Here is a 19,372-nt window from a genome sequence, read left to right as displayed (position 1 = left end):
GTTCAGGTGGAAAGAAAGATCAGCCTTTGCCGACTGTCTTTTCCTTTTTCTCGGCTATTTCCTTGCAGTCGAAGCACAGGTCGGCGGTAGGGCGCGCCTCCAGGCGGCGCAGGCCGATCTCGATGCCGCACGATTCGCACCAGCCGTAGTCTTCGTCCTGAATCTTTTGCAGGGTCTTGTCGATCTTCTTGATCAGCTTGCGCTCGCGGTCACGGTTGCGCAGCTCCAGAGCAAATTCTTCTTCCTGGCTGGCGCGGTCGGCCGGGTCCGGGAAGTTCGCAGCTTCATCCTTCATGTGGTCTACGGTGCGATCCACACTCTGCATGAGCTCGCCTTTCCAGGCGTTGAGAAGCTTGGTGAAATGCTTCTTCATGGGCTCACCCATGTACTCTTCGCCCTTGGTCTCTTTATAGGGCTCGACACCGTACATGGTTTGACCGGTTTTTTGCTTTTCTACGGTGGACATGAATAGACCGCCTCTCACTCATCTGATCCAATGCGCAGGATGCTCCATCTCCGGCGACCGCCGGCCCTGCGACTGCGAGCCGCCGAACTTACCAGATAGATCGGGGGTGCGCTAGCCCGCCCGATCCTGCTTATTGACACTGACCTGGGCGGGACGTTCGATCGTTTGCAGGGGTAGAATCTCCAGTTTAGTCGCTATTGAGAGAAGGTCATGGCCCATCCCTACAGCGCGCGCAGCCGCGCCATTGAACCCTTTCATGTAATGGCGCTGCTTGCCCGGGCCAACGAGCTGCAGGCGGCGGGGCACGACGTGATCCACCTGGAAATCGGCGAGCCGGATTTCACCACCGCCGCGCCTATCGTCGCTGCTGGCCAGGCCGCGCTGGCCGCCGGGCATACCCGCTATACTGCCGCACGCGGCCTGCCGGTTCTGCGCGAAGCGATTGCCGGCTTTTATGCCCAGCGCTATGGCCTGGGCATAGACCCTGAGCGCATTCTCATTACCCCAGGCGGCTCCGGTGCGCTGCTGCTGGCCAGCAGCCTGCTGGTCGACCCAGGCAAGCACTGGCTGCTGGCCGACCCGGGCTACCCGTGCAACCGTCACTTCCTGCGCCTGGTCGAGGGCGGGGCGCAGCTGGTGCCGGTGGGCCCGGAGGTGAATTACCAGCTGACCGACGACCTTGTCGACCGCTACTGGGACAAGGACACGGTCGGTGCCCTGGTCGCCTCGCCGGCCAACCCGACTGGCACCGTGCTGGGGCGTGACGAGCTGGCCGGCCTTGCCAAGGCCACCCACGAGCGCCACGGCCATCTGGTGGTGGACGAGATCTACCATGGCCTGACCTACGGCATGGACGCCCCCAGCGTGCTGGAAGTGGACGACTCGGCATTCGTCCTGAATAGTTTTTCCAAGTATTTCGGCATGACCGGTTGGCGCCTTGGCTGGTTGGTGGCACCTCCTGGCGCGGTTGCCGACCTGGAGAAGCTGGCTCAAAACCTGTACATCAGTGCGCCAAGCATGGCCCAGCATGCCGCCCTGGCGTGTTTCCAGCCCGAAACCCTGGCCATTTTCGAGGAGCGCCGCGCCGAGTTCGCCCGCCGCCGCGACTACCTGTTGCCCGCCCTGCGCGAACTGGGCTTCCGCATTGCCGTCGAGCCGCAGGGGGCGTTCTACCTGTATGCCGACATCAGTGCCTTCGGCGGTGACGCCTTTGCCTTCTGCCGGCACTTCCTGGAGACCGAACACCTGGCGTTCACTCCAGGCCTGGATTTTGGCCGTCACCTGGCCGGTCACCATGTGCGCTTTGCCTACACCCAGAGCCTGCCGCGCCTGGAAGAAGCGGTGCAGCGCATTGCCCGCGGCCTGCGGAGCTGGCAAGGCTGATGCAGTTTTATCCTCCACTCGAACAAGGCCGTCTGCTGCGCCGCTACAAACGCTTTCTGGCGGATATCGAACTGACCGGCGGCGAACAACTGACCATCCACTGCCCGAACACCGGCTCCATGCTCAACTGCATGCGTGAAGGCGGGCAGGTGTGGTTCAGCCGCTCCAACGACCCCAAACGCAAGCTGCCGGGCACCTGGGAAATCAGCGAAACCCCGCAGGGGCGGCTGGCCTGTGTGAACACCGGGCGGGCCAATACGCTGGTCGAAGAGGCCCTGCATGCCGGCATTATCGCCGAACTGGCCGGCTTCAGTGCTCTAAGGCGTGAAGTGGCCTACGGCGAGGAAGGCAGCCGCATCGACTTTCGCCTGGAGTTCGACGGTGCCCCGGCCTATGTCGAGGTCAAGAGCGTGACCCTGGGCTACCCAGGCAGCACGGTCGCGGCCTTCCCTGATGCGGTGACCCAGCGCGGTGCCAAGCACCTGCGCGAGCTGGCGAAGCTGGCCAGGCAGGGCGTGCGGGCGGTACAGCTGTATTGCGTGAACCTAACCGGTATCGACGCGGTGCGCCCGGCCGAGGAGATCGATGCGGCCTATGCCCAGGCCCTGCGCGCGGCGGTGGCAGAAGGGGTGGAGGTGCTGGCCTACGGCACACGCCTGGACGCCGAAGGTATCGTCATCGACCGCCGCCTGCCGGTGCTGCTTACCCCTTGAACCAGATGCCCTGGCTGTCCTCATGGCAGCCCAGGGCCTGCAGTTGTTCGCCCTCGCACGGCCCGGCCACGCATTCGCCGCTTTCGATCAGGAACAGCGCGCCATGATGGGCGCAGTGGATCAGGCTGGCGCTGTCATCGAGAAATGCATCTTCCGCCCAGTTCAACGGGATGCCGCGGTGCGGGCAATGGTTGCGGTAGAGATACACTCGGCCTTGGCGGCGCACGCCGAACAGTTCGATGCCGTCTACGCTGAAGGCGCGGCCTTGGCCTTCGGCCAGACCGTGGGAGGTACAAAGGAAGTGCATGGCAAGGACGACTCGTGAAACAAGTGTTGGCTTGACGCTTCAATGCGAATAATTATCAAATTGCCCGCATTCGCTGCGCCCGGCTGCCTATGGTGCGCAGTTCCGTCGCTCGCCACAAGGCGCGCGGCCCGTCTGCAGAAGGAACCCGATGATGCGCCGTCCCGTCGCCTTGCTCGCCCTGTGCGCGAGCCTTGTGCTCTCCACCCAGGCCCTGGCCGCCGAGCTGCCGCAGCGTTGGGTCAGCGCTGGTGGTGCACTGAGCGAATGGATCAGCGCGCTGGGTGGTGAAGCGCGGTTGGTGGGTGTGGACACTACCAGCCAGCATCCGCCATCGCTGAAGTCACTGCCCAGTGTCGGCTACCAGCGGCAGCTGTCTGCGGAAGGCATTCTCAGCCTGCGCCCGGATGTGCTGGTAGGCACCGAGGAAATGGGGCCGCCACCGGTACTGGCGCAAATCCGCAAGGCTGGCGTGCGGGTCGAACTGTTCTCCAGCAAGGCCGAGCTGGCGGCGGTGGATGAAAACCTCAAGCATCTGGGGCAATTGCTGGGCGCAGAGCAGCAGGCCGCCGTGTTGGCATCGGGCTACCACCAGCAGCTCGATGCCATGCAAGCCAAGGTCAGGCAGGCCCAGGCCGGGCAAAAGGCGCCAGGGGTATTGCTGCTGGTCGGGCATGCCGGCGCCAGGCCGCTGATCGCCGGGCAGGGTACCGCCGGTGATTGGCTGCTGAGCCAGGCAGGCGGGCGCAACCTGGCAGAACATCAGGGCTACAAGAATTTCTCCAGCGAAGCACTAGCGGCTCTGGACCCGGATGTGATCGTGTTTTCCGACCGCGCTCTGGCCGATGAGCAGGCCCTGCAGGCGTTGCTGAAAGAAAACCCTGCGCTGGCGGCCTCGCGCGCCGTACGCGAGAAGCGCCTGGTATCGCTTGATCCAACACTGCTGGTCGGCGGGCTCGGGCCACGCTTGCCGGCAACCCTGCAGTCGTTGGCAACCACCTTTTACCCTGCTGCCAAGGCCAGTCTCGCCCAATGAAGCAGCGGGTCCAGCCACGCACGCTGTTCGTTTGCCTGAGCCTGTTGTGCCTGTTGGCGATGTGGTTGTCATTGGCCCTGGGGCCAGTCAGCCTGCCGCTGTTCGATACCCTGCGTGCCGGCCTGCGCCTGCTGGGCCTGCCCATTGCCGCTGATGGCCTGCAGCAGGCCGAGATGATCCTCGGCCAGATTCGCCTGCCGCGCACCTTGCTGGGGCTGGCGGTGGGCGCGGTGCTGGCGTTGTCCGGTGTGGCCATGCAGGGGCTGTTCCGTAATCCGCTGGCCGACCCCGGGCTGGTAGGGGTTGCGGCCGGGGCGGCGGTGGGCGCGGCAGTGGCCATCGTTGGCGGCAGTTGGCTGGGCGGTTTGCCGGATATGCTTGCCCCTTACCTGTTGTCGCTGTGTGCTTTCATCGGCGGGTTGGGTGTGACTGCGCTGGTATATCGCCTGGGCCGGCGTGATGGCCAGACCAACGTCGCCACGATGCTGCTGGCCGGTGTGGCCATGACCGCGCTGGGCGGTGCTGCCGTGGGGCTGTTCTCCTACCTGGCCGACGACGCCACGTTGCGCACGCTGACCTTCTGGAATCTGGGCAGCCTCAATGGCGCCAGTTACCAGCGGCTGTGGCCATTGCTGCTGGTGGCTACGGGCGTGGCGGTGTGGCTGCCACGTCGGGCCAAGGCGTTGAATGCCATGCTGCTGGGAGAGTCGGAAGCGCGTCACTTGGGTATCGATGTGGAGCGGCTCAAGCGCGAGCTGGTGTTCTGCACGGCGCTGGGTGTGGGGGCGGCGGTAGCGGCAGCGGGGCTGATCGGCTTCATCGGCCTGGTGGTGCCGCACCTGGTGCGCCTGCTGGCCGGGCCTGATCACCGGGTGGTGCTGCCAGCTTCCTTGTTGGCGGGCGGCGTGCTGATGCTGTTCGCCGATTTGGCGGCGCGGCTGCTGCTGGCGCCTGCAGAGCTGCCGATTGGCATCGTCACGGCTTTTATCGGTGCGCCGTTCTTCCTGTTCCTGCTGATACGAGGACGCAGCTGATGTTGCAAGCCGAGGGGCTGTACTTGCGGCGGGGCAGCAACGAAGTGCTGCACGGCATTCATCTGCAACTGAGCCCGGGGCAGGTGGTGGGCGTGCTCGGCCCCAACGGTGCCGGCAAGAGCAGCCTGCTGGGTGTACTGTGTGGTGAACTGGTACCCGATCGCGGGCAGGTGAGGTTAGAGGGCAGGCCACTGGCCGACTGGGCCGGACAGGAACGGGCCAGGCGTCTGGCGGTGTTGCCGCAGGTGTCCAGCCTCGGGTTCTCGTTCCGGGTCGAGGAAGTGGTGGGGATGGGGCGCATGCCCCATGGCACCGGGCAGCGGCGCGACGCAGAAATCGTCGAAGCGGCCCTGCGTGCGGCGGATGCCTGGCACCTGGTGGAGCGCAGTTACCTGGCGTTGTCTGGCGGCGAGCGGCAGAGGGTGCACCTGGCTCGGGTGCTGGCGCAGCTTTGGCCGGGCGAGGCGGGCACCACACTGCTGCTCGACGAGCCAACCTCGATGCTCGACCCGTTGCACCAGCACACCACCCTGGAGGCCGTGCGCCGCTTTGCCGAGCGTGGCGCTGCAGTGCTGGTGATCCTGCATGACCTGAACCTGGCGGCGCGCTACTGTGACCGTATCCTGCTGCTGGAGCAGGGGCACTGCCATGCCTTTGCCGCACCTGAAGCCGTGCTGACGCCGGCGGCGTTGAAGGCGGTTTACGGGATCGATGTGCTGGTACAGGCGCACCCGGAGCGTGGGCATCCGCTGATCATCACCCGCTAACGCCGGCGCGATCTTTGTAGGAGCGGCCTTGTGTCGCGAAAGGGCTGCAGAGCAGCCCCGGCAATTTGTGCATCACTGCTAAAAATCTGGGGCCGCTTTGCGGCCCTTTCGCGACACAAGGCCGCTCCTACAAAGGCTCGTGCAGGCCATGAATGGAGGTACTGCCCATGCGCCATCCGCTGCTGTCCGCTTTCTCGCTATGCCTGGCCCTGGTCCTGGGTGGCTGCCAGGCCAGCCTGCCACCGCTGCCCGGCTGGCAGAGCAGTGAGGGGCGTAGCCACGCCGACCTGGGGCATATCGTCGATCTCGCTGATGGCCAGCTGATCAGCCCTGAGCAACTGGTGCAGCGCCTGTCTACCGCCCCCCGGGTACTGGTCGGCGAGAAACACGACAACCCCGACCATCACGCACTGCAGCTGTGGCTGCTGCGCGCCCTGCAAGGCCAACGTGTGCAGGGCAGCCTGCTGCTGGAAATGCTGCAGCCCGAGCAGCAACCGCTACTGGACAAGCTGGCGGGGCAACCTTTGCCGGCAGACCTGCCCAAGGCCCTGGCTTGGCAGGACGGCTGGGACTGGCAGCTGTACGGGCCAATCGTGACTGAGGCTTTGCAGCAGCGGGTGCCTGTGCTGGCCGCCAACCTCTCGCCCGGCGAGATGCGCCAGGCCTATCGACAGCCAGCTTCGTTACCGGGCGAACGCTCCAATGCGCCGACGGTCAAGGCCGCCTTGCTGGAGCATGTGCGTGCCGGGCATTGCGGGATGCTGCCAGAAAGCCAGTTGCCGGCGATGCTGGCCGTGCAGCAGCAGCGCGACCGGCGCATGGCCGAGCGCTTGCTGGCGGCGCCGCAGCCGGCACTGCTGCTGGCTGGGGCTTATCACGTGCGCAAGGACCTGGGTGTACCGTTGCACCTGGCTGACCTGCAAGCGCAGGGGGAGAGCAAGGTACTGCTGTTGGCAGAGGTCGGTGAGCAGGTCGAGGCAGGCGAGGCTGATTTTGTGTGGTACACGGCAGCGATGCCGGAGCAGGACTATTGCGCGCAACTGCGGTGACAGGGCTGCAAAAAGGCAAAAAAAGACCCGGCAAATTGCCGGGTCAATAACCGTGATTAGCCTGATGAGGAGATAATCTGAGAGTCCGAACCAGGGGCTCTTAGGTTATCCAACCAGTCTCGCGACCAGTTGTGATAATCATAACGATTCTCATTACTGCGTCAATCCCCTTCTCGGGATTATTTCTGATTTTTTTGCGCAGGGCTTTTCGCATCCAGTTGTTGGTTGAGCGCTTCTTTGCGCTCTAGCGGCAAATCGTTCCAGTGCATGTCCAGCAGGGCGCCTTCAATGGCATACAACAGCACCTTCGATGCGCGGAACCCTCGTGTCTTCACGGCCTGGTAAGCACCCACCGCGCCCAGGCGGCGCAAATCCGATGCACTGTGGATGCCGGCTGCATGCAGCCACTGCGCAGAGGTCTTGCCAAGGTTCTTCAGATGCTGCAATTCATCGTTCATCGAGCCTCCTTGCGATGGCTGAACGGGGATTGGGGGATAAATCGCGAGCAGGTCAGAGAGGAGTGTAGCGGGGGATGGGAAATGCGCGGCCTTTTGCCATGGGGGGCGACGAGATGTCCTGGGCCGGCCTCTTCGCGGGTGAACCCGCTCCCACAGGTACTGCGTCTGTCGTGAGGCTTGCAGATAACCTTGTGGGAGCGGGTTTACCCGCGAAGAGGCCGGCCCAGGAAAACGCTGAACTTACAGCCCAGGCAAGCGCTGGCGAATCTGCTCGATCACCTGATCCATGCTCCCGGCACTCTGGGTATCGACGCGAGTGCTCTGCACCAGCTCCTGTGCATCCAGCGGCTCACGGCTGGCCTGCTGGGCCTTGACCACTTCCACGGTGGCATCCGACGGGTCGGTGTTTTCTGCCCGGCGCTGCTCCAGCCAGCTGGCGATGACCGCATCCGGCGCGTGGCAGTCGAGGATCAGGAACGGCACGCCGGTCTGGCTGGCGATGTTCGCCGCGGCCTGGCGCTGATCGCGCTTGAGGTAGGTGGCATCCAGCACCACCGGGAAGCCGGCTCGCAGCACGGTTGCCGCCACCTCGTGCAGGCGCTGGTAGGTCGCGACACTGGCGTCCTGGTCATAGATGCCGGTACTCAGCAAGCCAGCGTCAGCCTGCTGCTGTTCGCCGAACAGGCGTTTGCGCTCCACATCCGAACGCACGCGGACGGCGCCCAGGGCCTCGACCATGCGCATGGCCACGTGGCTTTTGCCCACCGCCGAAACACCGTGGGTAATGGCCAGCAGGCGCGACGGGATGGCGCTGTAGCTTTCTGCCAGGTTGGCATAGTTGCGGTAGGTGCGCAGGGTGGTGGCGCGCTGCACGCCATCGGCATCGGCCGGCATGCTGAACAGCGCCACCTTGGCCCGCACCAGTGCTCGGTAGGCTTTGTAGAAGTTGAGCAGTTCCAGGCCTTCGTAGTCGCCGGTCAGTTCCAGGTACTGGCTGATGAAACGCCGGGCCAGGCATTTAAGGCCGCGGTCTTCCAGGTCCATGGCGAGGAAGCCGGTATCGGCGTAAACGTCGGTCAGGCGGAACGGTTCGTTGAACTCGATGCAGTCGAAGATCACCACCTTGCCGTCGATCAGGGTGGCGTTGCCCAGGTGAATGTCACCGTGGCATTCACGGATGAAACCATTGGCCTTGCGCTTTTCCAGCAGGCCATGCAGGCGCTCGAAGCTGCTGCGTGCCCAGGCCTGCAGGGCGTCGAGTTGCTGCAGGTCGGCCTTGTCGCTGAGGAACGGGCGAATCTGCTCGAAGTTCTGCTCCACCGGTGCCATAACGCTGTCCGGCGTGCCCAGTGGGTGCTCCACCGGCACGCGTGGGGCCTGCAGGTGGAACTCGGCGATCTGCCGGGCCATCTGGTCGATGTGCGCGGCGTTCAGTTCGCCGTTGGCCTGCAGGGTGTTGAGCATCTGCCCCTGGGGGAACTGACGCATCTTCAGCACGTATTCAATGGCTTCGCCTTCACCACCGATCTGCGGTGCGTCGACGCTACCGGTGATCGGCAACACTTCCAGGTACAGGCCTTCGGTCAGGCGCTGGTTCAGGCGCAATTCTTCGTTACAGAAATGCTGGCGCTGGTCCAGGCCGGTGAAGTCGAGGAAGCCGAAGTTCATCGGTTTCTTGATCTTGTAGGCATACTCGCCGGTGAGCAGGACCCAGGAGATATGCGTCTCGATGAGCTGGAACCCATCCACGGGGTGAGGGTACAGGGCTGGGTTCTGCAACGCAGTGATAAGGGCTTGGCTCACGGGAAATCCTTCCGGGGGCAGGGAATTCGAATGCGCCATTATGGTCAATGGTGCCGTCCCTGCCTACCGCCGGGGGCGTCTGCCCAGCCTTTATAAAGTGCGTATAATCCGCCGCCATGACCCGAACCCGAAATCCCCGTACCCCTCAGAAACGCCCGACCGGCCGCTCCCGCGCCTGGCTGGGCTGGGCTTTGAAGCTCAGCCTGGTCGGTTTGGTGATCGTCGCCGGCTTCGCGGTTTACCTCGATGCCGTCGTCCAGGAAAAGTTTTCCGGCAAGCGCTGGACCATTCCCGCCAAGGTGTATGCCCGGCCGCTGGAGCTGTTCACCGGCCAGAAACTGAGCAAGAACGACTTCCTCACCGAGCTGGATGCGCTCGGCTACCGGCGTGAAAGCGCGGCCAACGGCCCGGGCGCGGCGGCAGTCAACGGCAATACCGTCGAGCTCAATACCCGTGGCTTCCAGTTCTACGAGGGCATGGAGCCGGCGCAGTTCGTGCGTGTGCGCTTCTCCGGCGATTACGTGGCGGGCCTTTCCGGCGCCAACGGCAAGACGCTCGACGTAGTGCGCCTGGAGCCGTTGATGATCGGCGGCATCTATCCGAAAAACCTCGAAGACCGCATCCTGATCAAGATCGACCAGGTGCCGCCGTACCTGCTCGAAACCCTGGTGGCGACGGAAGACCGCGACTTCTACAGCCACTTCGGGGTGTCTCCGAAGTCCATCGCCCGGGCCATGTGGGTCAACACCTCGGCAGGTTCCATGCGTCAGGGTGGCAGTACCCTGACCCAGCAGCTGGTGAAGAACTTCTACCTCACCAGCGAGCGCAGCCTCAGCCGCAAGCTGACCGAGGCGATGATGGCCGTGCTGCTGGAATTGCACTACGACAAGCGCGAGATCCTCGAGGCCTACCTGAACGAGGTGTTCGTCGGCCAGGATGGCCAGCGTGCGGTGCACGGCTTCGGCCTCGCCAGCCAGTTCTTCTTCAGCCAACCGCTGTCGGAGCTGAAATTGCACCAGATCGCCTTGTTGGTGGGCATGGTCAAGGGGCCGTCCTATTACAACCCGCGTCGCTACCCCGACCGCGCCCTGGCCCGCCGCAACCTGGTACTCGACCTGGTGGCCGAGCAGGGCGTGGCCAGCCAGGCAGAAGTCGATGCAGCGAAGAAGATGCCGCTGGGCGTGACCAAGCGCGGCAGCCTGGCCGACAGCTCGTTCCCGGCGTTCCTCGACCTGGTCAAGCGTCAGCTGCGCCAGGACTACCGCGATGAAGACTTGACCGAAGAAGGCCTGCGCATCTTCACCAGCTTCGACCCGATCCTGCAGATGAAGGCCGAAACCTCGATGAGCGAGACCTTCAAGCGCCTGGCGGGCCGCAAGGGGGCGGACGAGGTTGAGTCGGCGATGGTCGTGACCAACCCGGAAACCGGTGAAGTGCAGGCACTGATCGGCAGCCGCCAGGCCGGCTTTGCCGGCTTCAACCGCGCCATCGATGCCGTGCGGCCGATTGGCTCGCTGGTCAAGCCAGCGGTGTACCTGACCGCGCTGGAGCAGCCGACCAGGTACACCCTGACCAGCCTGGTGCAGGACGAACCGTTCTCGGTCAAAGGTGCCGACGGCCAGGTCTGGCGCCCGCAAAACTACGACCGCCGCCCGCACGGCACCATCTACCTGTACCAGGGGCTGGCCAATTCCTACAACCTGTCGACAGCCAAGATCGGCCTGGATGTGGGCGTGCCCAATGTGATCAAGACCATTGGCCGGCTGGGTGTGAATGTCGACTGGCCAGCCTTCCCGGCCATGCTGCTGGGTGCCGGTGGCATGTCGCCGATGCAGGTCGCGACCATGTACCAGACCATCGCCAATGGCGGCTTCAACACCCCGATGCGCGGTATCCGCAGCGTGCTGACCGCCGAGGGCGAGCCGCTCAAGCGCTACCCGTTCCAGATCCAGCAAACTTTCGACCCGGGGGCTATCTACCTGGTGCAGAACGCCATGCAGCGGGTGATGCGCGAAGGCACAGGCCGCTCGGTGTACAACACGTTGCCGCGCAATCTCACCCTGGCGGGCAAGACCGGTACCAGTAACGATTCGCGTGACAGCTGGTTCTCCGGCTTCAGTCAGGACCTGCTGGCCGTGGTATGGATGGGCCGCGACGATAATGGCAAGACGCCATTTACCGGTGCTACCGGTGCCCTGCAGGTATGGACCAGCTTCATGAAAAAGGCCGACCCGCTGCCGCTGGACATGCCGCAACCGGACAACGTGGTGCAGGCCTGGATCGACCCGTACAGTGGCCACGGGTCTGATGGCAGCTGTCCGGGAGCGGTGCAGATGCCGTATATTCGCGGGAGTGAACCGCCCGCCGGCGCGGCCTGTGGCGGCGAGCAGGATCCAGTTGAATCGGTCATGGACTGGGTCAAGGGCTGGATGAATTAAGCACAGGCTGCATTGATGAGGTGTGACGTGAACAAGTGGCTGTTTCCTGCCGTGACGGCGCTGGCTGTGCTCCAGGGGTGCGCCAGCGTCCCACGCGGCAATATTCCGGTGGTCGACTCGAGCACCCGCGTGTCCAACAGCGAACGCGTGACGGCCAACCGCTCTGCCGGTGGCTATAACGCGGGCACCGCGCAGGCACAAACGCTGCCTGAGGACTCGGGCGTCACCGTGATGATCCCGCAGGGCGCGGGTGCTTCGAGCATCCAGACGTTCCCGGCGGCAAATGGCGCGGCGCCGATCAGCACCTCGCCGATTACCCCGGGGCCGATCACTCCAGGACCGATTACCACCGAACCGGTCAGTTCGGCACCTATGACCACCAACCCCAACCCGATCGCCGACGAACCCTTCGACATCGCGGCGATGACCAGCGCCCCGCAAAGCACCAGCGCGCCAACTGGTATTCCGCGTAGCAGCGCCACTGCAGGTGGCCTGTCGGCCGACGAGCAGCTGGACGGCCCGGTGCTGGCCCTGCTGACCACTGCGAAGACTCAGCAAGGCAGTGGTGACTTCAACGGTGCCGCCTCGAGCCTGGAGCGTGCCCAGCGCATTGCCCCACGCGAGCCGCAGGTGCTGTACCGCCTGGCCCAGGTGCGCCTGTCGCAAGGTGATGCGCCGCAGGCCGAGCAGTTGGCGCGTCGTGCCCTGACTTACGCCAACGGCCGCCCGAGCCTGCAGGCCGAGCTGTGGAACACCATCGCCCAGGCCCGCGAGAAGCAGGGTGACAGCGCTGGTGCCGCCCTGGCCCGGCAAAAGGCACGGGTCAATTCGTGATGATCGAGCAGCGCATTCTGGATATTGCCGACCACCTGCTGCTGATCGAGCGTGAGCTGCAGGTGCAAGGCTGGTGGGATGACGAGCCGCCAAGCGACGAGGCACTGGCCAGTGCTGTGCCTTTCGCTGTCGATACCCTCAGTTTCGAGCAGTGGCTGCAATGGATCTTCCTGCCGCGCATGAAGATCATCATCGAGCTGGGCCACCCGCTGCCCAACGCCTCCGGCATCCTGGTCATGGCCGAAACCGTGTTTACCGACCGGCCAGAGCAAAGTCGTGAGCTACGCCGCCTGTTGGCAGCATTTGATCAATTGATTGCTCCTTCCGCCTGATTTCTTCAGTTTTTCCTTCAAGGGCCGCAGATTGTGGCCCTTTTTTGTGGAAATCTTATTTATTCTGCTGCTGAAGCGATTTTTAGTGGTGGCAGGAATTCATCTTGGGGAAAAATTGGCAATAATTTTTCTTGACTTGTTGGCGCCGAATCAGAAGAATCCAATCTCCGCTGTAGAGGGACTGCCAGAAGCAGACCCGCTAAGCAGATCATGAGGCGCACACCCGCGCCGACCTGTTACACCCCGCAACGCGTTACCTCGCGCTGGGTGGGAAAACCCCGCAACACTCTGGGGCGCTCCCAATACTTGCTCAGTCAGTGCTGACGTTCGCTCATGCTCTGCTTGGCAGTAAACCTATTAAGACCCGTCCAGTGAGGACGGTATTCTGGCGTTTTAGAGGTGAACAACGTGGAGCTTTTATCTGGCGCTGAGATGGTCGTCCGCTTCTTGCGTGACGAAGGCGTTAAGCACATCTACGGGTACCCTGGTGGTGCTCTCCTGCATGTTTACGACGCGCTGTTCAAGGAACCGGAAGTCGAGCACATCCTGGTTCGTCATGAGCAGGCAGCTACCCATATGGCGGACGGCTACGCTCGCGCCACCGGCAAGGCCGGCGTGGTGCTGGTAACCTCCGGCCCGGGCGCGACCAATGCCATTACCGGTATTGCCACCGCCTACATGGACTCGATTCCGATGGTCATCCTGTCCGGCCAGGTGCCTAGCACCATGGTGGGTACCGATGCCTTCCAGGAAACCGACATGATCGGTATTTCGCGGCCGATCGTGAAGCACAGCTTCATGATCAAGCATGCCAGCGAAATCCCCGAAGTCTTGAAAAAAGCATTCTACCTGGCGCAATCCGGTCGCCCAGGCCCGGTCGTGGTCGACATTCCAAAAGATATGACCAACCCGGCAGAGAAGTTCGAATACGTCTACCCGAAAAAGGTCAAGCTGCGCTCCTACAGCCCGGCGGTACGCGGCCACTCCGGCCAGATCCGCAAGGCGGCCGAGATGCTGCTGGCGGCCAAGCGCCCGATCGTCTACTCCGGTGGCGGCGTGATCCTCGGTGGTGGCTCCGAAGCCCTGACCGAAATCGCCAAGTCGCTGAACCTGCCGGTCACCAATACCCTGATGGGGCTGGGTGGCTTCCCGGGTACCGACCGCCAGTTCCTCGGCATGCTGGGCATGCACGGCAGCTTCACTGCCAACATGGCCATGCACAATGCCGACGTCATCTTCGCCGTCGGTGCTCGCTTTGACGATCGCGTGGTCAACGGCCCGGCCAAGTTCTGCCCGAACGCCAAGATCATCCACATCGACATCGACCCGGCGTCTATCTCCAAGATGATCAAGGCCGACGTGCCGATTGTCGGCCCCGTCGACAGCGTGCTCAGCGAAATGCTCGGCATCCTCAAGGAAATCGGCGAGCAGCCTGGCAAGGCGGCGCTGGATGCCTGGTGGAAGCAGATCGACGAATGGCGTGGCGATGGCGAGCTGTTCCCCTACGACAAGGGCGACGGCAATGTCATCAAGCCGCAGAAAGTCATCGAGACCCTGTGCGAAGTGACCAATGGCAATGCCTTCGTCACCTCCGACGTTGGCCAGCACCAGATGTTCGCGGCGCAGTACTACCGCTTCAACAAGCCGAACCGCTGGATCAACTCCGGTGGCCTGGGCACCATGGGCTTCGGCTTCCCGGCGGCGATGGGCGTCAAGCTCAACTTCCCGGATCAGGACGTGGCCTGCGTGACCGGTGAAGGCAGCATCCAGATGAACATCCAGGAGCTGTCCACCTGCATGCAGTACGGCCTGCCGGTGAAGATCGTCAACCTGAACAACGGTGTGCTGGGCATGGTCCGCCAGTGGCAGGACATGGCCTACAACGGTCGTCACTCGCACTCGTACGTCGAGTCGCTGCCTGACTTCATCAAGCTGGCCGAGGCCTATGGCCATGTGGGTATCCGCATCACCAGCCTGAAGGACCTCAAGCCGAAGCTGGAAGAAGCGTTTGCGATGAAGGACCGCCTGGTCTTTATCGACATCGCGGTTGACCGCAGTGAGCACGTCTATCCGATGCAGATCAAGGATGGCTCGATGCGTGACATGTGGCTGAGCAAGACGGAGCGTACCTGATATGCGGCACATCATCTCCCTGCTGCTGGAAAACGAACCAGGTGCGTTGTCCCGCGTGGTCGGCCTGTTCTCCCAGCGAAACTACAACATTGAAAGCCTGACCGTGGCGCCGACCGAAGACCCGACCCTGTCGCGTCTGACGCTGACCACCGTTGGCCATGACGAAGTGATCGAACAGATCACCAAGAACCTGAACAAGCTGGTCGAAGTGGTCAAGCTCGTCGACCTGTCGGAAAGCGCTCACATCGAGCGTGAACTGATGCTGGTCAAGGTCAAGGCCACCGGTGCCCAGCGCGCCGAGATCAAGCGCACCACGGATATCTTCCGTGGCCAGATCGTCGATGTGACCGCCAGCGTGTACACCGTACAGCTGAGCGGCACCAGCGACAAACTGGACAGCTTCATCCAGGCGATCGGCACTGCATCGATTCTCGAAACCGTGCGCAGCGGCGTTACCGGCATTGCCCGTGGCGACAAAGTGCTCAGCATCTAAATTCAAAAATTAGCGATGGCTCCGCAGGGGCCGAGATATAACCAGGGGTATTTTCATGAAAGTTTTCTACGATAAAGACTGCGACCTTTCCATCATCCAGGGTAAGAAAGTCGCCATCATCGGTTACGGTTCCCAGGGCCACGCTCAGGCGTGCAACCTGAAGGACTCCGGTGTAGATGTCACCATCGGTCTGCGTAAAGGTTCGGCCACCGTTGCCAAGGCAGAAGCCCATGGCCTGAAAGTGACCGACGTTGCCTCTGCCGTCGCTGCTGCCGACCTGGTCATGATCCTGACCCCGGACGAGTTCCAGGGCCAGCTGTACAAGCAGGAAATCGAGCCGAACATCAAGAAGGGCGCTACCCTGGCCTTCTCCCACGGCTTCGCGATCCACTACAACCAGGTCGTTCCGCGTGCCGACCTCGACGTGATCATGATCGCGCCGAAGGCACCTGGCCACACCGTGCGCTCCGAGTTCGTCAAAGGCGGCGGTATCCCTGACCTGATCGCCATCTACCAGGACGCTTCCGGCAATGCCAAGAACGTTGCCCTGTCGTACGCTTCGGGCGTAGGCGGCGGCCGTACCGGCATCATCGAAACCACCTTCAAGGACGAAACCGAAACCGACCTGTTCGGTGAGCAGGCCGTTCTGTGCGGCGGTACCGTCGAGCTGGTCAAGGCTGGTTTCGAGACCCTGGTCGAAGCTGGCTACGCGCCGGAAATGGCCTACTTCGAGTGCCTGCACGAGCTGAAGCTGATCGTTGACCTCATGTACGAAGGCGGCATCGCCAACATGAACTACTCGATCTCCAACAACGCCGAGTACGGTGAGTACGTAACCGGTCCGGAAGTCATCAACGAAGAATCCCGCAAGGCCATGCGCAACGCCCTGAAGCGCATCCAGGACGGCGAGTACGCGAAGATGTTCATCTCCGAAGGTGCTACCAACTACCCATCGATGACTGCCAAGCGCCGCAACAACGCCGCTCACGGCATCGAGATCATCGGCGAGCAACTGCGCTCGATGATGCCGTGGATCTCGGCTAACAAAATCGTCGACAAGACCAAGAACTGAGTCTTATCGAAAGATGAAAAACGCGGCTTCGGCCGCGTTTTTTCGTTCTGACTGTCAGCTTCTGGTATAAAGCAGACCAGTGGCCTGCCGTCAGAACCTGTTTTGCAGGCCCGTGTCGAACATTTTCCATCCTGTTGCAAGGTACCCTCCATGAGCGAACGTCCCGAAGAGCCGAACAAGCCCTCCGACGCCGAAAGCCTGCTACCTGTCGATGAGCACGTTGAAGAAGGGCATGACGCCGAAGGGCGCAAGGTGCGCCACCGTGGCATCTACCTGCTGCCCAACCTGTTTACCACCGCCAACCTGTTTGCCGGTTTCTATTCCATCATCAGCTCGATGAGCGCGCAGAGCGCCCTGAGCGCCGGAGACCCGCGCGAGGCGAGCAAGTACTTTGCCTTCGCCGCCATCGCCATCTTCGTGGCCATGGTGCTCGACGGCCTCGATGGCCGTGTTGCGCGTATGACCAACACCCAAAGCGCCTTTGGTGCCGAGTACGACTCGCTGTCGGACATGGTCGCCTTCGGTGTGGCTCCGGCTTTGCTCGCCTTTGGCTGGGCGCTTGGCGACATGGGCAAGGTCGGCTGGATGGTCGCCTTCATCTATGTGGCCGGTGCAGCACTGCGCCTGGCACGTTTCAATACCCAGGTCGGCACCGCCGACAAGCGCTACTTCATCGGCCTGGCCAGCCCGGCTGCCGCGGGTGTGGTCGCTGGTACCGTGTGGGCGTTCAGCGACTACGGCATCCAGGGCTCCAAGCTGTCGTTCCTGGTGGCGCTGCTGGTGGCCGCGGCCGGTATGTTGATGGTCAGCAATATCAAGTACAACAGCTTCAAGGAGCTGGACCTCAAGGGCCGTGTACCGTTTGTAGCGATTCTGGCCGTGGTGCTGGTGTTTGCCGTGGTGTTCAGCGACCCGCCTCGCATCTTGCTGCTGATCTTCCTCGCCTATGCGGCTTCGGGGCCTATCCAGTTCCTGCTGAAGTCGCGCCGTCGCAAAGCGTGACAATCATTTAATGCTGGAATAACCCGCCGGCTCCATAGTCTTACTGGTACATCCGTTATCCAGTGCTGTGGAGCCGCTCATGCTCATCAAGCTACCCAGGTCTTCCGAGTGCAAGGCATCGGAGATCACCCCCGAAGGCATCTACCTCTCCCGTCGTACCCTGCTGGGTGGCTCGTTGGCTGGCTTGGCCCTGGGCGCCTTGCCGAGCATGGCGCGTGCAACTGAAGCCAGCCGTTACGCCGATGTCGAGGTGGGCAGGGCGCCTGGCTGGTTCAATGAAAAGCTTGCGGCCGCCCGATGGCAGGCGGTAACGGTCACGGGCGAAGCAATCACACCGTTCAAGGATGCCACCCACTACAACAACTTCTATGAGTTCGGGCCCGACAAGGGCGACCCGGCAGCCAATGGCGACAGTCTGAAAACCGAGCCGTGGAGTGTTGTTGTCGATGGAGAGGTAGGTAAGCCGGGGCGCTATGCACTGGAAGACTTCGTCAAGCCGTATCAGCTTGAGGAGCGCATCTATCGGCTGCGTTGCGTGGAGGCTTGGTCGATGGTCATTCCGTGGCTGGGCTTCCCGTTGGCGCAGGTGCTCAAGCAGGTCGAACCGACGTCCAAGGCGCGCTATGTGCGCTTCGAAACCCTGAAAGACCCAGAGCACATGCCGGGGCAGCGTTCGGGGTTCGCCTTGATCGACTGGCCTTATAGAGAAGGCTTGCGTCTGGATGAGGCGATGCATCCTTTGGCGATCCTGGCGGTTGGCATGTATGGCCGGGAGCTGCCCAACCAGAATGGCGCTCCGTTGCGGCTGGTGGTGCCGTGGAAGTATGGCTTCAAGAGCATCAAGTCGATCGTGCGTATCAGCCTGGTGGCCGAGCAACCAGGCACCACCTGGGAAGGGTTGGCGCCGGATGAATATGGGTTCTATGCCAATGTGAACCCGACGGTCGACCACCCCCGTTGGAGCCAGGCGCGTGAACGGCGGCTGCCCAGCGGGCTGTTCAGTCCCAATGTGCGGGAAACCCAGATGTTCAATGGCTATGCCGATGAAGTGGCGTCGCTGTATACCGGGCTTGATCTGCGGAAGAACTATTGATGCGTTACCCCTGGTTTCGTCTGGCCATCTTCATCGTGGGGTGCCTGTTCCCGGCGTGGTGGTTGTATGAGGCGGCGATGAATCTGCTGGGGCCTGATCCCGGGAAGATCATGATGGATCGTCTCGGGCTCGGTGCGCTGACCTTCCTGCTGGTTACCTTGGGCATGACGCCGCTGCAGAAGCTGACGGGGTGGTCGGGCTGGATCGTGGTGCGCCGGCAACTGGGGTTATGGGTGTTTGCCTATATCGTGCTGCACATCCTGGCTTACCTGTTCTTTATCCTTGGGCTGGACTGGGGGCAGCTGACGGTTGAGTTGCGCAAGCGGCCTTACATTATTGTGGGTGCGCTTGGGTTTCTTGGGCTGCTGGCCCTGGCGGTTACCTCGAATCGGTATAGCCAGCGGCGGTTGGGTGCGCGTTGGAAGAAGCTGCACCGATTGGTGTACGTGATACTTGGGTTGGGGTTGCTGCATTTCTTGTGGATCGTGCGCTCGGATCTGCGGGAGTGGGCGATCTATGCGTTTATTGGGGCTGTGTTGATGGTGTTGCGGGTTCCCGCGGTTTCGCGGGTGCTGCCCAGGGTTGGACGGAGGCAGGGGAGGGTGGTTTGAGCGGGGTGGGGCTGCTAGGTGCCTGTCTTGGGATAGTATTGGCTTTGAGATGTGCCTGGCTTGAGTTTTCTGGCGCCTGTGAGATCGGGCGCCGCCCGCGCGGCGCATCGCGGGGCAAGCCCGCTCCCACATTTGTTGCAACGTGCCGAACCTGCCAGGCCATGGTTGCCCGCCTTGGTGCTCGTCTTGAGGCAGGTGGGGCGGCATCAATGCCCACCCCCGAGATCCAGCCATGCCAACAAGGCTGACAACCATGCCCTCACAGGCATGGCCACGTTGCAACAAATGTGGGAGCGGGCTTGCCCCGCGAAGCGCCGCGCGGGCGGCGCTCGATCTCACAGGCGCTGAAGG

The 19,372-nt window shown here is 62.7% G+C and carries 19 protein-coding genes; 15 read left to right on the top strand and 4 right to left on the bottom strand.

The window, feature by feature from the left end:
* Positions 1-19: 19 nt before the first annotated feature.
* Complete coding sequence (gene dksA, locus R9B85_RS08930) at positions 20-466, bottom strand: RNA polymerase-binding protein DksA (RefSeq protein WP_016501618.1); 447 nt, start codon at positions 464-466, stop codon at positions 20-22.
* 210 nt (positions 467-676) lie between these two features.
* Between dksA and R9B85_RS08925 the strand changes: the two genes are divergently transcribed.
* A complete protein-coding gene (locus R9B85_RS08925; protein ID WP_112250045.1) occupies positions 677-1,849 on the top strand; it encodes a pyridoxal phosphate-dependent aminotransferase in 1,173 nt (390 codons plus the stop codon).
* Positions 1,849-2,562: a DNA/RNA nuclease SfsA gene (gene sfsA / locus R9B85_RS08920; protein WP_112250047.1), complete on the top strand. Its 714-nt coding sequence runs from the start codon at positions 1,849-1,851 to the stop codon at positions 2,560-2,562. The genes R9B85_RS08925 and sfsA overlap by 1 nt, the downstream gene beginning before the upstream one ends.
* Here the strand turns inward: sfsA and R9B85_RS08915 are convergent.
* Positions 2,552-2,869 carry a Rieske (2Fe-2S) protein gene (locus R9B85_RS08915; protein ID WP_112250049.1) on the bottom strand — a complete coding sequence of 106 codons (318 nt, stop codon included), beginning with the start codon at positions 2,867-2,869 and terminating at the stop codon, positions 2,552-2,554. The two genes, sfsA and R9B85_RS08915, sit on opposite strands and share 11 nt — an antisense overlap.
* Before the next feature lie 148 nt (positions 2,870-3,017).
* Here R9B85_RS08915 and R9B85_RS08910 point away from each other — a divergent pair, with 148 nt between their 5' ends.
* The 4 genes from R9B85_RS08910 (at position 3,018) to R9B85_RS08895 (ending at position 6,752) form a co-directional block, all read left to right on the top strand.
* Entirely contained in the window at positions 3,018-3,902 is an 885-nt protein-coding gene (locus R9B85_RS08910; RefSeq protein WP_112250051.1) for a heme/hemin ABC transporter substrate-binding protein, read from the top strand.
* Between the two features lie 50 nt (positions 3,903-3,952).
* A complete protein-coding gene (locus R9B85_RS08905) occupies positions 3,953-4,936 on the top strand; it encodes a FecCD family ABC transporter permease (protein WP_181457303.1) in 984 nt (327 codons plus the stop codon).
* Entirely contained in the window at positions 4,936-5,703 is a 768-nt protein-coding gene (locus R9B85_RS08900; protein WP_423770980.1) for a heme ABC transporter ATP-binding protein, read from the top strand. Before R9B85_RS08905 ends, R9B85_RS08900 begins: the two co-directional genes overlap by 1 nt.
* 167 nt (positions 5,704-5,870) lie before the next feature.
* Positions 5,871-6,752 (top strand): ChaN family lipoprotein, encoded by an 882-nt coding sequence (locus R9B85_RS08895; protein ID WP_252379221.1) that lies wholly within the window; start codon positions 5,871-5,873, stop codon positions 6,750-6,752.
* A 179-nt stretch (positions 6,753-6,931) separates the two neighbouring features.
* Here the strand turns inward: R9B85_RS08895 and R9B85_RS08890 are convergent, their stop codons facing one another.
* Positions 6,932-7,210 (bottom strand): TfoX/Sxy family protein, encoded by a 279-nt coding sequence (locus tag R9B85_RS08890; RefSeq protein WP_013974260.1) that lies wholly within the window; start codon positions 7,208-7,210, stop codon positions 6,932-6,934.
* Positions 7,211-7,450: 240 nt separating this feature from the next.
* Positions 7,451-9,013, bottom strand: coding sequence for an AAA family ATPase (locus R9B85_RS08885; protein ID WP_207877304.1), 1,563 nt, complete (start codon positions 9,011-9,013; stop codon positions 7,451-7,453).
* Between the two features lie 116 nt (positions 9,014-9,129).
* Between R9B85_RS08885 and mrcB the strand changes: the two genes are divergently transcribed.
* The 9 genes from mrcB (at position 9,130) to msrQ (ending at position 19,021) form a co-directional block, all read left to right on the top strand.
* Positions 9,130-11,451 carry a penicillin-binding protein 1B gene (gene mrcB, locus R9B85_RS08880; RefSeq protein ID WP_112250061.1) on the top strand — a complete coding sequence of 774 codons (2,322 nt, stop codon included), beginning with the start codon at positions 9,130-9,132 and terminating at the stop codon, positions 11,449-11,451.
* A 15-nt stretch (positions 11,452-11,466) separates the two neighbouring features.
* A complete protein-coding gene (locus R9B85_RS08875) occupies positions 11,467-12,285 on the top strand; it encodes a tetratricopeptide repeat protein (protein WP_207877306.1) in 819 nt (272 codons plus the stop codon).
* Positions 12,285-12,617, top strand: coding sequence for a YqcC family protein (locus R9B85_RS08870; RefSeq protein ID WP_112250065.1), 333 nt, complete (start codon positions 12,285-12,287; stop codon positions 12,615-12,617). Before R9B85_RS08875 ends, R9B85_RS08870 begins: the two co-directional genes overlap by 1 nt.
* A 408-nt stretch (positions 12,618-13,025) precedes the next feature.
* Positions 13,026-14,750 (top strand): acetolactate synthase 3 large subunit, encoded by a 1,725-nt coding sequence (locus R9B85_RS08865; RefSeq protein WP_423770979.1) that lies wholly within the window; start codon positions 13,026-13,028, stop codon positions 14,748-14,750.
* A gap of 1 nt (position 14,751) precedes the next feature.
* A complete protein-coding gene (ilvN, locus tag R9B85_RS08860; RefSeq protein ID WP_003250040.1) occupies positions 14,752-15,243 on the top strand; it encodes an acetolactate synthase small subunit in 492 nt (163 codons plus the stop codon).
* A 55-nt stretch (positions 15,244-15,298) separates the two neighbouring features.
* Positions 15,299-16,315, top strand: coding sequence for a ketol-acid reductoisomerase (gene ilvC / locus R9B85_RS08855; RefSeq protein ID WP_054885606.1), 1,017 nt, complete (start codon positions 15,299-15,301; stop codon positions 16,313-16,315).
* 150 nt (positions 16,316-16,465) lie between these two features.
* Positions 16,466-17,317, top strand: coding sequence for a CDP-diacylglycerol--serine O-phosphatidyltransferase (gene pssA / locus R9B85_RS08850; protein WP_009685387.1), 852 nt, complete (start codon positions 16,466-16,468; stop codon positions 17,315-17,317).
* Between the two features lie 79 nt (positions 17,318-17,396).
* On the top strand, positions 17,397-18,410 hold the full coding sequence (msrP, locus tag R9B85_RS08845; protein WP_112250067.1) for a protein-methionine-sulfoxide reductase catalytic subunit MsrP: 1,014 nt from the start codon (positions 17,397-17,399) through the stop codon (positions 18,408-18,410).
* Positions 18,410-19,021 carry a protein-methionine-sulfoxide reductase heme-binding subunit MsrQ gene (msrQ, locus tag R9B85_RS08840; protein ID WP_252379218.1) on the top strand — a complete coding sequence of 204 codons (612 nt, stop codon included), beginning with the start codon at positions 18,410-18,412 and terminating at the stop codon, positions 19,019-19,021. The genes msrP and msrQ overlap by 1 nt, the downstream gene beginning before the upstream one ends.
* The last annotated feature ends 351 nt before the right edge of the window (positions 19,022-19,372 follow it).

Origin of the sequence: Pseudomonas sp. NLJ1, from assembly GCF_049486705.1 — a bacterium.
GTDB classification, from domain to species: domain Bacteria; phylum Pseudomonadota; class Gammaproteobacteria; order Pseudomonadales; family Pseudomonadaceae; genus Aquipseudomonas; species Aquipseudomonas inefficax.
The sequence above is the reverse complement of the archived record's forward strand: the minus strand, read 5'-3'. Positions and strand labels throughout refer to the sequence as shown.

Coding starts and splice junctions, on each gene's coding strand:
- R9B85_RS08870 (WP_112250065.1), top strand. CDS start 12,285: ATGATCGAGCAGCGCATTCTGGATATTGCCGACCACCTGCTGCTGATC.
- ilvC (WP_054885606.1), top strand. CDS start 15,299: ATGAAAGTTTTCTACGATAAAGACTGCGACCTTTCCATCATCCAGGGT.
- sfsA (WP_112250047.1), top strand. CDS start 1,849: ATGCAGTTTTATCCTCCACTCGAACAAGGCCGTCTGCTGCGCCGCTAC.
- mrcB (WP_112250061.1), top strand. CDS start 9,130: ATGACCCGAACCCGAAATCCCCGTACCCCTCAGAAACGCCCGACCGGC.
- R9B85_RS08910 (WP_112250051.1), top strand. CDS start 3,018: ATGATGCGCCGTCCCGTCGCCTTGCTCGCCCTGTGCGCGAGCCTTGTG.
- R9B85_RS08925 (WP_112250045.1), top strand. CDS start 677: ATGGCCCATCCCTACAGCGCGCGCAGCCGCGCCATTGAACCCTTTCAT.
- R9B85_RS08890 (WP_013974260.1), bottom strand. CDS start 7,210: ATGAACGATGAATTGCAGCATCTGAAGAACCTTGGCAAGACCTCTGCG.
- R9B85_RS08875 (WP_207877306.1), top strand. CDS start 11,467: ATGAGGTGTGACGTGAACAAGTGGCTGTTTCCTGCCGTGACGGCGCTG.
- R9B85_RS08900 (WP_423770980.1), top strand. CDS start 4,936: ATGTTGCAAGCCGAGGGGCTGTACTTGCGGCGGGGCAGCAACGAAGTG.
- ilvN (WP_003250040.1), top strand. CDS start 14,752: ATGCGGCACATCATCTCCCTGCTGCTGGAAAACGAACCAGGTGCGTTG.
- R9B85_RS08895 (WP_252379221.1), top strand. CDS start 5,871: ATGCGCCATCCGCTGCTGTCCGCTTTCTCGCTATGCCTGGCCCTGGTC.
- pssA (WP_009685387.1), top strand. CDS start 16,466: ATGAGCGAACGTCCCGAAGAGCCGAACAAGCCCTCCGACGCCGAAAGC.
- msrQ (WP_252379218.1), top strand. CDS start 18,410: ATGCGTTACCCCTGGTTTCGTCTGGCCATCTTCATCGTGGGGTGCCTG.
- R9B85_RS08915 (WP_112250049.1), bottom strand. CDS start 2,869: ATGCACTTCCTTTGTACCTCCCACGGTCTGGCCGAAGGCCAAGGCCGC.
- msrP (WP_112250067.1), top strand. CDS start 17,397: ATGCTCATCAAGCTACCCAGGTCTTCCGAGTGCAAGGCATCGGAGATC.
- dksA (WP_016501618.1), bottom strand. CDS start 466: ATGTCCACCGTAGAAAAGCAAAAAACCGGTCAAACCATGTACGGTGTC.